This is a genomic window from Rhodococcus sp. NPDC057297 (assembly GCF_042667435.1).
Classification (GTDB): domain Bacteria; phylum Actinomycetota; class Actinomycetes; order Mycobacteriales; family Mycobacteriaceae; genus Rhodococcoides.
Map to the genome: position 1 here is coordinate 177,300 of NZ_JBHUZE010000001.1, position 12,657 is coordinate 189,956.

Below are 12,657 nucleotides of genomic sequence, written 5' to 3' on the forward strand. Positions count from 1 at the left end.
CACTCACAGGGTTTGTGGTCTCTGAGATTGCTGCTGTGGGTCGTGGTGTCGGTTTCGATCCTGGCGCCCATCGGCGCGGTGGTGTCGATCGGGCTGGGCGGCAACCATCTTCGTGAACTGATCGACGGCGGTATCGTCGACGCTGCAGTCAACAGCGTGGTGTCGGCGGGACTGTCGGCGTTGTTCGCCGTGGTGATCGCCGTCGCGATGGCCCTACTGCTCGACCGGACGGATCTTCCCGGCCGCTCGGTACTGCGGCTCGTCCTTTTGTCGCCGTTGCTGATTCCGCCGTTCGTCGGTGCGATCGCGTGGACCGGTCTGCTCGGGCCGAGCGGGATGATCAACTCGTTCTGGGCAGAACGGTTCGGCGGACCGCTGTGGAACGTCTACGGCGGAGACGGCGTGGTCTTTCTCCTGACCATCCACTCCTATCCCATTGCGTACCTGATCGTCGCAGCAGCTTTGCGCCGCATTCCCGGTGACCTCGAAGAGGCTGCGCAGATGTCCGGGGCAAGCCCGCTGCGCGCGCTGACGTACGTGACGCTGCCGTTGCTGCGGCCGGCCGCGGTCGCGTCGTTCACCTTGGTGGCGGTATCGAATCTGGCGGACTTCGGAATTCCCGCCCTCGTCGGGCTGCCGGATCGATACGTGACGTTGTCGACGATGGTGTATCGGTTCATCCAATCCGGTACCGTCGCACAGCCATTGGAGGTGGTCTCGGCCATCGGAATCGTCCTGTTGCTGCTGGCGGTGGTGGCGGTAGTGGTGGACCGAGGACTCAGCCGCAGGAGTGCAGCTCTCGACGGGCCGGTCACTCCCCCGACTCGGCTCACGCTGGGGCGCAGCCGGTCCGCGGTGGGTGTCGCCACCTGGATTCTCGCACTGAGCATCACGGCACTGCCGATCTTCGCGCTCGCCACCCAGGCGTTGCTGCCCGCGCCCGGTGTTCCGCTGACGTGGGCCAACCTCACTCTCGACTCCATCATCGCAGCAGTCACAGCACCTGGAACGGTTGTGGGCATTCAGAATTCGCTGATGTTGGCGCTCGGTGCGGCGGTGATCTGCGGAGTGGTCGGCCTGACCCTGGGCGTGGTCACGACACGCACCCGCTCACGCGACAACACCGGTCTCGACCTGGTCGCGATGCTCCCGCAGGCCATACCGGGTTTGGTCATCGCAGTCGGGTGGCTGATCGTCGGACGTTGGACCGGCTTGTTCGACACCCGTTGGGTGATCCTGTGCGCCTATGTCATGGCGTTCCTCGCGATCGTCGTGCAGGCCGTCAGGGCGCCGCTGCTCTCGACGCCGGTTCAACTCGAAGAGGTCGCCCGCTCCTCCGGCGCCTCGCCCGCGCGAGCCCTGTACGACGTCTCGTGGAAGATGACGATCCCCGCTGCCGCCTCCGGTGCCGTGCTGGTCGGCTTGACGGCGGTACGTGAGCTCACCATGTCGGTTCTCCTCGTCGCCCCCGGCACGCAGACGCTCGGGGTGTCGATCTTCAACCTGCAGCAGGCGGGCGACTACAACGCGGCGTCGGCCCTGTCCCTGCTCGTCGCCCTGGTCGGGATCGCCGGACTCGGCCTCGTCGCGGGCGTCACCGACCGAAAGAAGAGTGCCTGATGTCCGCCATCTCCCTCGATGCCGTCGACCTCGAATATCCCGGTGGCGCCGTCGGTTTACGCGCCATCGACCTTCGCGTCGCCGACGGTGAATTCCTCGCGCTGGTAGGGCCGTCCGGTTCAGGCAAGACGACCCTGCTGCGCACGGTCGCGGGATTTCTGACGCCGACGACGGGCACCGTCACCATCGGCGGCGACGTCGTGGCAGGTGGGCGGCGCCCGATCGCGCCCGAACATCGCGGACTGGGCATGGTGTTCCAACAGCACGCCCTGTGGCCGCATCGCTCCGTCGGGAAGAACGTCTCCTACCCGTTGGAGCTCGCGGGGATGTCGCGCTCGGATCGCACACGGCGCGTGAGCGAAGTCCTCGAACTCGTCGGTCTCCCCGGCCTGGAGTCGCGCAACCCCGCGACCCTGTCCGGCGGACAACGGCAGCGTGTTGCGTTGGCACGTGCCCTCGCGAGGACGCCGCGGGCGCTGTTGCTCGACGAGGCGCTCTCGGCGCTCGACGAGCCTCTGCGCGATCGACTCCGACTGGAACTCCGCTCGCTGACGCGCGCCGCCGGACTCACCGTCATCCATGTCACGCACGACCGAAACGAAGCATTGGCGCTGGCCGACCGCGTCGCGGTGCTCGACGGCGGCTCGATCGCGCAGATCGGCACACCGGAGGAACTGGTCCAGCGGCCTTCGTCGGCTTTCGTCGCCAAGTTCCTGTCCGACGCCAACATCATCACCGGCATCGTCGACGGCGGCAGGTTCCACGCGGACGATCACCCGCTCGAGGTGATGCTCGATGTCGTCGAGCACGCGAGACAGGGTCGTGGAACGTTGACCGTCATGCCGTCGGACATCGCCCTGGGACCGGGTTCGCCGCACGACTGCGCGGCAGGCGTGATCACGTCGTCTCTCTTCGGCCGTGAATCGAGCGACGTCGTCGTCGCCTCGCACGGAGTCGACTTTCGCTGCGCGGTTCGCGGGCCGCGCCCATCGGTAGGTGAGGCCGTCACCATGACCATCGAACGCGGAATGTTCACGGCGACTTCGGGGTAGTCCTTACCGTCGTACGCGGAGTCGGTCGGCTCCCTCGCGTGTCGCTTCGTCCGGATTGTCCGCTCTCGACGCCGGTGTGATCCACGAGATAGGTAAAATAGTTGTTTACCTCATCTATTTATCTATATGGTTGCGGACAGCAAGTAATTGACTCGAACCGTTGGAGCCCTCATGGCAGTAAGAACTACCACCGCGGAGGCGCTGGTCGAAGAGGTTTTCCTCTTCGGTCGCGCGCTCAAGCGGGCCGTGACCACCGGAGATGAGGAATCACCCCTGCCGCAGGCACTGACCGGAGTTCTGGCCATCCTCGCGACGGAGGGTGAATGCAGACAGACCGACCTCGCCAACAGGCTCTGCGTCAGCCAGTCCGCCCTCAGCCGGCAGATCGCAGACCTGGTGGATCTCGGATACATCGACCGAACGCCCGATCCCGACGACAAACGCGCATCCAGAGTGCGCGTCTCGTCCGAAGGCGGGGAGAAACTCAAGGTCATCTGGGACCGTCGCGCGAATCGACTGCGCGAGATGTTGAGCGACTGGAGCGAGACGGAGGCGCTGGCCGCCCTCGATTCGATCCAGAAACTCAACAACACATTCAACGAAGACGCGCAGGACACAGCGCACTTGAAACTGATTGCGAGATAGAACAATGTCAACCACCGAAGCTCCGCCCAATATTCAACAGGCCGATCCCGACGCCATGTCCCACCGGCAAATCCTCGAGGCCCTCACCGGATTGCTCGCCGCGCTGTTCACCGCGCTGCTGAGCACCACGATCGTCTCGACGGCTCTGCCCACCATCATCGGTGACCTGCAGGGATCGCAGACCGCCTACGCCTGGGTCATCACCACCGCCCTACTGGCCAACGCCGCGTCGACGCCCATCTGGGGCAAGCTCGCCGACCTCTTCAACAAGAAGGTCCTCGTCCAGAGCGCGATCGTCATCTTCGTCATCGGCTCGTTGATCGCCGGCTTCGCCCACAACGTTCCGCTCCTGCTCGGCGCTCGCGTCATCCAGGGCATCGGTATGGGTGGTCTGACGGCACTCGTCATCGCCATCATCGGCACCATCGTCTCCCCGCGTGACCGCGGTCGTTACTCCGGTTACACCGGCGCTGTCATGGCTGTATCCATGTCCGGTGGTCCGATCCTCGGCGGCGTGATCGTCGACAGCCCCCTCGGCTGGCGCTGGTGCTTCTTCGTCTGCGTTCCGCTGGCCGTCATAGCCCTCGGACTGCTCCAGAAGACGCTCCACATCAAGACCGAGCGCAAGGACAACGTGTCCATCGACTGGCTCGGCGCACTTCTTCTCACCGCCGGTGTTTCGGTTCTGCTCGTGTGGGTGTCGTTCGCAGGCAAGGCCGACTACTACGCCTGGATCTCCCGTGAGACTGCATACCTGGTCGGCGGCGGACTCCTGCTGCTCGTCCTGACGGTCATCGTCGAGGCACGTCACAAGTCCCCGATCATCCCGCTGAAGATCGTCACCGAACGCACCACCGGACTCGCCATCATCGCGTCCATCGCAGTCGGTGTCGGCCTCTTCGGAGCCACCACCTTCCTCGGCCAGTACTTCCAGACCGCACGCGGCTACTCGCCCACCGAAGCCGGATTGCTCTCCATCCCACTGGTGTTCGGTATGCTCGTCGCCTCGGTCGGATCCGGCCAACTCATCACCAAGTTCGGAAAGTGGAAGCCGTTCATCGTCACCGGATCGGTACTGCTGGTCATCGGATTCCTGCTCCTCGGAACCATCGACCACGCAACCAGCCTGTGGACCGTCGGCGTCTTCATCACCATCGTCGGACTCGGAACCGGCATGTTGATGCAGAACCTCGTTCTCGCAGTCCAGAACACGGTGAGCGTCCACAACATCGGCGCAGCCTCGTCGACAGTCGCATTCTTCCGTACCTTCGGCGGCGCGATCGGCGTCTCGGTTCTCGGTTCGCTCCTCGCGACCCGTGTCGCCGAGAAGTCCGCGGCAGGCCTCGCCGAACTGGGCGTCGACGGTGCTTCGAGTGGTGGCGGATCCTTGGACCTCACGTCACTGCCCGCACCGATCCTCGCCGTCGTCCGCACCGCCTACGGTGATGCAACCGGACGGATCTTCCTGATCGCCGGATTCGTCGCCATCGTCACGCTCATCGCGGTCATCCTCATCCCGAACCGCCCGCTGCGCAAGACGATCGACTTCGCTCAGGCACCGGTCGAAGGCGAAGAGACCATCGAGATCCCGTCCTTCGGTGACACTCGCGAATACGTCGCAGCGGAACTCGACGGAACCGGGCGCCACGAAGCACCATCGGGTTCGGCACCGTTCGAGGGCCTCAGCACCGATGCACGTGATCGACTGCTGAACCTCTTGCTCCCCGAGCCCAAGGACACCCTCGAAGCACTCGACGAAGCCGAGGCCATCCGCGCCGAAGTAGTCGCACTGCAGCAGGAACTCGACGCGAAAATGCTCGACTTCGACGCCGTCTGCGAGCGACTCCGTCGCCTCGGACTCAGCGAAGATCAAATCGCCCGAGTGCTCGGTGACGCACACGTCCCTGAAAATCACACGCGCCCCGATCCTCGTCAGCACTACGTCAACTCCGGACTGAACGGCCACAGCGTCAACTAGTTCGACAGCACGAAAGAGCCCGCACACCCCCCGGTGTGCGGGCTCTTTCGGTATCGGAGCACTCCCACTTCGGAGCACTCCCTTCCCCAGATTCCGGAGCACTCCCCTCCCCACATTCCGGAGCGAACGTAGCGTTCGGTCAGTCAGACTGACCGAAGCCCACTTTCGCTCGGACGGATGGTCGTGGACTGACGGATGGTCGTGGACTACCGCCCCGGAAGGTACTTCAGTGCCTTCACGAAGGGAGGCATGATCTTCGCCCACAACTTCGGAGGCAATCCGCGCGGGCCGCCGAGGTTGAGCAGACGCGTCGTGGCAATGGTCTGCGATTCGGTGTACTTGAGCAGGCCGTCGGGTCCGTGGCGGCGGCCCATTCCCGAGACGCCCATTCCGCCCATCGGAGCGCCGGTGGTGCCCCACGCGGGTGCATAACCTTCGTCGACGTTGACCGTTCCCGAATGCAGCTGAGCCGCAATGGCTTCACCCTGAGCCTTCGTCTTCGCCCAGACGCTGGCGTTGAGTCCGTATTCGGTGTCGTTGGCCTTGGCGATGGCTTCGTCGACGTCGGTCACCGGGTAGATCGACACGAGCGGCCCGAAGGTCTCGCTTGCGGCGCACTCGGCGTCGGCGGGCACGTTCGTCAGGACGGTCGGCTCGTAGAAGAGCGGGCCGATGTCGGGGCGTGCGTTTCCTCCTGCGATGACCTTGGCGCCCTTGACCTTCGCATCGTCGACGTGCGCGGAGACCGTCTTGACCTGGTCCTCGGAGATGAGGCTGCCCATCTCGATGCCGAACTCGTAGTCCGCACCGAGGGTCATGTCCCGAACCCGCTGACCGAATCTCGCGGTGAACTCGTCGGCGATCGACTGCTCGACGTAGATGCGCTCGATGGAGATGCACAGCTGGCCCGAGTTGGAGAAGCACGCACGCACGGCGGCGTCGGACACTTCCCGCAGGTTCGCCCCGCGCGCGACGATCATCGCGTTCTTTCCGCCGAGTTCGGCGGAGAAACCGATGAGCCGACGCCCGGCCTGCTCGGCGAGGAGCTGGCCGGTTGCGGTGGAGCCGGTGAACATGACGTACTCGGTGTTCTCGACGATGGCGGTGCCGACGACGGAGCCAGGGCCGGGTACGACGGCGAACAGGTCACGCGGCAGGCCGGCCTTGTACAGAAGTTCCACGCAGGCCAGCGCGCAGTAGGGGGTCTGGGAATCCGGCTTGAGCACGACGCCGTTGCCGGCGAGCAGCGCGGCGATGGCGTCGGACACCGCGAGGGTCATCGGGTAGTTCCACGGGGAGATGACGCCGACGATTCCCTTCGGCTGGTACCGCACCGTCGTCTTCGTCAGCACGGGGAGCATGCCCGCGACCCGCTTGGGGGCCAGCAGCTTGGCCGCGGTGCGGGCGTAGTGACGCGACGTCATCGCGATATCCAGCACTTCCTCCTGCGCGGCGGCGCGGGACTTGCCGGTCTCCGCCTGCGCCATGTCCATCAGTTCTTCACGATGGGCGAGAACCAGGTCGCGGTACCGGTGGAAGATCTCGGCGCGCTCGGACACGGGGCGCTTGGCCCATGCCTTCTGCGCGACGCGAGCGCGTGCGATGGCACCGGTGACGTCCTCGGCGGTTCCGACGGGAATGGTCGCGAGCTCTTTGCCGGTGAACACCTCCGTGATGGATTTCGTCGGCCGCGCGTCGACGTCGGGAATGGCGATCAAATCGGCGAGCCGCGAGAAGGTCGCAGCGCTCGGAGCTGGCATTTCGGTACCCCTACTGGTGAGTAGTTCTTGGAGTTACACATAACCTACATCGTCGGTGGCTGGGATCACAGTGCCGATTCCGCTGCCCTGGTCGGCACCCGTCGACGTGTGGCACCATGGGCGGTGGTCTTTCCTAGGCGTCGGGGCGCACTGGAGACGAAGCAGGGTGGGGCAATCTCATGAGAACGACCACACGCAGGGGACTCGTCGTCGCCTGCGCAGCAGCTCTAGCGCTCGCGTTGGCACCGTCGGCGCAGGCAGATCCGGTGGGTGACCTCGTCGCCCCTCCCGCGAATCCCGACGCCTATCTACCCACTCCGTTGGGGGATCCCTGGTTCACCCCTCCGGCAGGTTTCGAGAGCAGCGAACCCGGCACCGTCTTGAACACGAGAAGCGTTGCGGTACAACCCGGTACAACCTCGACACAGTTGCTGTTCCGTTCGACGGATTCGAAGAACAATCCCATCGCCGCCGCGACGACGATCCTGGTTCCCGACGCGCCGTGGACCGGCGGCGGCCCCAGGCCCGTCGTCGCCTACAACGAGGCGACGGATTCGTTGGGCAACGCGTGTGCGCCGTCGTCGACGCTGCCGCGCGGAACCAACAAGGAACTCGACCGGATGCAGGAGTTGCTGGGGCGCGGGTATGCCGTCGTCGTCACCGACTATCAAGGCCCCCGCCAGGCGTACTCCGCCGGGCTGGTCTCCGGTCACACCGTGCTCGACGGTCTCCGAGCGTCCCGGACAGTCGGCATCGCACCGGACGCCCCCGTCGCGATCACCGGATACTCGGGTGGTGCGATCGCGTCGGGATGGGCGGCGCAGTTGGCGCCGTCGTATGCGCCGGAGTTGAACATCGTCGGAGTCGCATTCGGCGGGCCTCCCACCGACTACAAGATCCTGCAGCGTTCGCTCAACGGCGGCATCGGCTCCGGGCTGTTCACCGCCGCGACCATCGGTCTGAGCCGGGAGTACCCGGAGATGCGTTCGCTGGCCAACGACAACGGTAAGCGGCTCGCTCTGGTCCAGAAGGATCAGTGTGTGGACGTCCTGTCCTACAGCGGACTCGCACTGTTCGACCAGCGGAACCTGTCCAACGTGCCCGACGTGTTCAACCACCCGATCACGCGCGCGGTGGTCGAGGAGAACCGAATGGGTCAGATCAAGCCCGAGGCACCGATCTACATCTACCAGGGCCTGCAGGACTTCCTGATCCCGAAGGAAGGCGCCGAGGCCGTGCAGGATCAGTGGTGTGCGGCCGGTGCGTCGGTCCATCTGGAAGAGATTCCAGGAGACCACACGGTAGCCGAGGGCGGCGGTAGGCCGGGCGCGTTCGAGTGGCTTTCTCAGCGTCTGGCAGGCGTCCCCACCGGAGGATGCGAGAGAGTGGTCCGGTAACTCTTGACCCTCACGCCACGGGAGGCTGCACAGTGTCTTCTGTGAGCGATTCGGAAACGATGCTGGTGGGCGAAGTGGCCCGCCTCGTCGGAATCAGCGTGCGGACGTTGCACCACTACGACGAGATTTCTCTGGTGGTGCCGTCCGGACGCACGGCGAAGGGTTATCGCAGTTATTCGGCAGTAGACGTCGAACGGTTGCATCAGGTGTTGACCTACCGCGAACTCGGGTTCGCGCTGGACGACATCGCTACCCTTCTGGACGATCCGTCGGTCGACGCGATGGCGCATCTGCAGCGTCAGCGGGAGCTACTCGACGCACGGATCGATCGCTTGCATCAAATGGCTGCGGCCGTGGACAAGATGATGGAGGCAAAGAAGATGGGAATTCAGTTGAGTCCCGAAGAGCAACGCGAAGTGTTCGGGGAGAACTGGACCGGCGAACAGTACGCCGATGAGGCAGAACAGCGTTGGGGTCAGACCGACGAGTGGAAGCAGTCCCAGGCGCGCACGGCGTCGTTCACGAAGGACGACTGGAAGCGCATCAAGTCCGAAACCGATGCGCTGGAAGCAGATTTCGCTGCGGCGTTGGCCTCGGGAGTGGCTACCGACTCACCACAGGCGGCGGCTTTGGCCGAACGCCATCGCGCGAGCATCGAGCACTTCTACGACTGCGGATACGACATGCACGTCTGCCTCGGCGAGATGTACATCGCCGACGAGCGCTTCACCAAGCACTACGACGACATCACGCCCGGGCTTGCGCAGTACATTCGCGACGCCATCGTCGCGAATGCTGCTGGCAAGTAGGCAATTTACCCCCAGTTGTGCGTTCTCGAGCCCAGGAAACGCACAATCGGGGGGAGATCGCCGGTCATTGCCACGGAATCCTGTAGGGCTCTTCGTCGTCCGGTGGGGGAGTCTGCTTGGCCGGGAACCAGATCAGCGCTGGGTCTCGTTTCAGCTCGCCGACTTCGGGCGGTACAGGCCTGGACAGGGTTTCGATCTCGTCCCATGAGCACTCTCCAGCCGCTACGCGCCCGGCGTACGCCCGCAGTTCGGATGACGCACTCGCCAGCGACGCGATGGCGAACATGAGAGCACCGTCGACGTTTCGCGGTTCGTCGATGGACGAGAGCGGGGTCCGTTCGACCTCGGCCCGCGTCTGTGCCATACGATCGAAGGCATCGGTCATCTTCTGTACCGCGCGGCGCAGGATCGGGTCGTCCGGTGCGGTCATGCGTCTTCCCATGGTTGTCTACCTGTTCCAACCGAGAAAGACTCCTTCGGAACGTTGTAGACGGGCTCGGCGGACGCGGTGTCGTACACGTCCTTCACCAGTCGAGCGTTGTGGATTCCCTTGGTGATCGGTTCGAGTTTCTGCTGGAACTGCTCGTTCAAGTAACCGCTGGGACTGGCAACGAGCGAAAGGAATTCGTTGAATGCGTCGGTGACCATCCGAATGTCATCGAGCAGCTTCTTGGCGAGGGTGTATCCCGAATACAAGATGTCGGCGATCTTGTATATCTGGTAAAGGCTCCCCAGCGGGGATACCTTTTTCGACAAGAACTCGGCAACCTTGGCGGGGCTGGACACATCGACTTGTGCTTCGAGACGTTCTCTCATCGTAGTCACGAGTGTGAACACCGACTTGCGAATTTCGTCGGCGGCTCTGTCCGCGACAGCTTCGATGACGCGACCGCACGAACCCTCCCAGCGCATCGCTGCGATCTGCCGTGCGGCGTAGTCTTTGTACGCGACGGCAGCCAACCCGTCCCAGAACTCGTCGACGCGTGAAGTCCCTTCGGCGAGAGAATCACCGCCGGCGGACATCGCCTCCCCCGCAATCCGGTATGCCGCACCGAGATGTCTCAGATCGTTCCAGTTTCCGCCTATCGGATCGATGAGTTCGCGAAGCGGACTGTGCCCGATCAGCTCCTCGATCGCGTAATCGAGGTCCCCCAGCCACCCTGCTGCATCGGCGATGACGTCGGCTACGTCGTCGGGGAAGTGTGCGGGAGCCGGATAATCCATACCCTCCGGAGACCCGTAATGTGCACAGTCGCTGTAGGGTTCGACATTTCCCCGCGCCGGTCGATCCGCGTCACCTGGGTCCGGGTACGGCACCGGTACCAGGTCCGTGTGCGCGTTGAGCGCCTCGTAGTTCTTCTTTTCCTGATCCGCGTAAAGCCAGGCCGCGGTATTGAGCTCGTCACCCAATCCGGCGCAGTTCGTTGCCAAATGGACATGCCGATCGCGCCACACATCGCGGAGAGCATCGAACGTGACGGCCAACGAACCGAACAATTCCCCGTTGTCGACCCCTGTCAATTGTCCGTGGTCATTGAAATACCGATAGGACGTCAGCGTCTGCTGTCCGATCTCGGCCGTAAGCCGGCCGAGCCCGGCGACTTCGTCGGGAAAGGCTTTGAATCTCTCGTTCATGCGACTTCACCTGACTTACTTCGTTCGACGAAGACTGGAAACGATGTCCTCGATAGTTGCGGAGGACAGATCACTGGTGTCGTGTTTTTCGCTGAGCACCATGAACACAGCGACCGTTGCGTTCGAATATCCCTGTGTGGCAACTACATCGAAGGAAGCTTGCTCCGGATCGCAATCGAAGTCCCGGTTGAGATTCGATGCACTCACCGAGTACCTGACTGCCGTAGCGCCGTCGATCTCGAACTGGGTCGGATCCGAGTACTGGAGAATCACCGAATCGCTGGGATCGTCTCGGAAGATCAGTTCTGCTGACCGGCTGAGCTCGAAGGCCGCCGTCTGTACGTCGAGGCCGTTCCGACCGGTAATGCCGGTATGTGCCTTGGTGGCGCCATCGCGGAATTCGGGACAGTAGTCGTACCCGAAGTCGGCTATGTCTCCGAACCTGACCGACCCTCGATCGCCTTCCCAACCCACTACACCCCCGCGATGGAACCTCCAATCCCCCGGCACCGTGTAGCTGAGTCCGTATTTGGTGTCGATGGGAATGGGATCGCCCTCGGGCACCTCGATTTCCGGCGGCGCGAATTCCATCGACGGGAAGCCCGGTGGCAGGGTTGCGGTAGGTGCCGGTGCTGCCGTCGACGAAGGACGGGAGGTAGGCGGTGCCGCGACGCCTTCGAACCTGCCCGGTGCCTGCGGCCCCAATTTGGGCAACAGTGCGACAGCGGCATACAGCAACGCCAGAACCAACGCCGTGCGCAGCAGCTGCTTCTTCAGCCCCATGTTCACTCCCCCCGAAGTCGGCACACGCTAACACGCCGGAGCGACAACCCTTGGGTGGATACTCGTGGACATGAACCTGACGATTCGCTCGGCCCTTCTGTCCGCCGCTGTCGGTAAGGCAAGTGGGTTTCGCAGTTCCGTGGGAATCAGCGTCGGGCTGCTGACCTGGTTCCGAGGGTCGAAGTACGAGCGTTGGGCGATCGGTGGATCAGCCGTGGCCACGGCGGGAGAACTCGTCGGGGACAAGTTGCCGTCGACGCCGTCACGTCTCGATCCGGCTCCCCTGGGTGGCCGTATCGCGGCCGGCGCCGGGGCGGCCTACGCGATTGCCCGACGCTCGGGCGACGATCCGATCCCGGCGGCCGTAGTCGGGGGCCTGTCAGCCGTCGCCGGTTCCTACGCCGGCCACGCATACCGCGGATGGGCGTCGAAGCGGGTTCCGCCGGTCGCCGCCGCGCTGGTGGAGGACGTCGTCGCGCTGTCGATCGGTGCAGTCGTTCTGAAGGAAGTCGGAGCGTAAGGTCCGTGAGGTGAAACCGAACTTCTGGCAGTACCTGGGCTACCAGTTCGGCCGAGTGCTGCCGCCGTCGATGCAGGATTGGGTGCGCGAGGATCTGGTCGGTCACGGTGCCCAGGCTCGCTACCTGATCCGCTTCACGCTGCCGGTGATCCCATTTCTGTGCCTGTTCCTGTTGGTTCCCGGGCCGTTGTGGATCGGGTTGGCGATGATGGCGCTGCTGTTCATTCCGCTGGTCTACTTCGCGATCGCGCTCATGAACGTGTATCGACGCCACCGCCTCCTGGTGCACGATTTGGATCCGCAGCTGCTTGGTGCCAGCACCCAGGCGAAGTTGGATCGCACCCGGGACGAGTACGAGAGGCGTCACGGAAGGCTGGACTAGGCAGGAGTGGAGCCCGCAGGAACGACTCCAGTGAGCAGGAGTGGAGCCCGCAGGAACGACTCCAGTGAGCAGGAGT

General features: G+C 64.0%; 12 protein-coding genes. 8 read left to right on the forward strand and 4 right to left on the reverse strand.

What is annotated here, in order from left to right; genetic code table 11:
* Positions 1–12: 12 nt before the first annotated feature.
* The 4 genes from ACFULT_RS00830 (at position 13) to ACFULT_RS00845 (ending at position 5,295) form a co-directional block, all read left to right on the forward strand.
* Positions 13–1,620 carry an ABC transporter permease gene (locus ACFULT_RS00830; RefSeq protein WP_378480365.1) on the forward strand — a complete coding sequence of 536 codons (1,608 nt, stop codon included), beginning with the start codon at positions 13–15 and terminating at the stop codon, positions 1,618–1,620.
* Positions 1,620–2,672, forward strand: a complete 1,053-nt coding sequence (locus ACFULT_RS00835; RefSeq protein ID WP_378480366.1) for an ABC transporter ATP-binding protein — start codon at positions 1,620–1,622, stop codon at positions 2,670–2,672. The genes ACFULT_RS00830 and ACFULT_RS00835 overlap by 1 nt, the downstream gene beginning before the upstream one ends.
* 171 nt (positions 2,673–2,843) lie before the next feature.
* Positions 2,844–3,317, forward strand: coding sequence for a MarR family winged helix-turn-helix transcriptional regulator (locus ACFULT_RS00840; protein WP_037110572.1), 474 nt, complete (start codon positions 2,844–2,846; stop codon positions 3,315–3,317).
* 4 nt (positions 3,318–3,321) lie between these two features.
* Positions 3,322–5,295: an MDR family MFS transporter gene (locus ACFULT_RS00845; RefSeq protein WP_094720199.1), complete on the forward strand. Its 1,974-nt coding sequence runs from the start codon at positions 3,322–3,324 to the stop codon at positions 5,293–5,295.
* 206 nt (positions 5,296–5,501) lie between these two features.
* Here ACFULT_RS00845 and ACFULT_RS00850 read toward each other — a convergent pair whose 3' ends face one another.
* Positions 5,502–7,055, reverse strand: a complete 1,554-nt coding sequence (locus ACFULT_RS00850) for a succinic semialdehyde dehydrogenase (RefSeq protein WP_094720198.1) — start codon at positions 7,053–7,055, stop codon at positions 5,502–5,504.
* Between the two features lie 179 nt (positions 7,056–7,234).
* Here ACFULT_RS00850 and ACFULT_RS00855 point away from each other — a divergent pair, with 179 nt between their 5' ends.
* Positions 7,235–8,452: a lipase family protein gene (locus ACFULT_RS00855; RefSeq protein ID WP_378480367.1), complete on the forward strand. Its 1,218-nt coding sequence runs from the start codon at positions 7,235–7,237 to the stop codon at positions 8,450–8,452.
* Between the two features lie 59 nt (positions 8,453–8,511).
* Complete coding sequence (locus ACFULT_RS00860; RefSeq protein WP_378480887.1) at positions 8,512–9,261, forward strand: MerR family transcriptional regulator; 750 nt, start codon at positions 8,512–8,514, stop codon at positions 9,259–9,261.
* Between the two features lie 64 nt (positions 9,262–9,325).
* Here the strand turns inward: ACFULT_RS00860 and ACFULT_RS00865 are convergent, their stop codons facing one another.
* The 3 genes from ACFULT_RS00865 to ACFULT_RS00875 are packed head-to-tail and all read right to left on the reverse strand — an operon-like array spanning position 9,326 to position 11,679.
* Positions 9,326–9,691 (reverse strand): hypothetical protein, encoded by a 366-nt coding sequence (locus tag ACFULT_RS00865; RefSeq protein WP_378480368.1) that lies wholly within the window; start codon positions 9,689–9,691, stop codon positions 9,326–9,328.
* Positions 9,688–10,896 carry a hypothetical protein gene (locus ACFULT_RS00870; RefSeq protein WP_378480369.1) on the reverse strand — a complete coding sequence of 403 codons (1,209 nt, stop codon included), beginning with the start codon at positions 10,894–10,896 and terminating at the stop codon, positions 9,688–9,690. Before ACFULT_RS00870 ends, ACFULT_RS00865 begins: the two co-directional genes overlap by 4 nt.
* Positions 10,897–10,911: 15 nt before the next feature.
* Positions 10,912–11,679 carry a hypothetical protein gene (locus ACFULT_RS00875; RefSeq protein WP_378480370.1) on the reverse strand — a complete coding sequence of 256 codons (768 nt, stop codon included), beginning with the start codon at positions 11,677–11,679 and terminating at the stop codon, positions 10,912–10,914.
* 70 nt (positions 11,680–11,749) lie between these two features.
* On the opposite strand from ACFULT_RS00875, the gene ACFULT_RS00880 reads away from it, so the two are divergent.
* Both ACFULT_RS00880 and ACFULT_RS00885 read left to right on the forward strand, forming a co-directional pair.
* The gene (locus ACFULT_RS00880) at positions 11,750–12,199 is read left to right on the forward strand and encodes a hypothetical protein (RefSeq protein WP_378480371.1); all 450 of its coding nucleotides are present in this window, start codon (positions 11,750–11,752) and stop codon (positions 12,197–12,199) included.
* 10 nt (positions 12,200–12,209) lie between these two features.
* The gene (locus tag ACFULT_RS00885; protein WP_037110580.1) at positions 12,210–12,581 is read left to right on the forward strand and encodes a DUF5313 family protein; all 372 of its coding nucleotides are present in this window, start codon (positions 12,210–12,212) and stop codon (positions 12,579–12,581) included.
* Positions 12,582–12,657 lie beyond the last annotated feature (76 nt).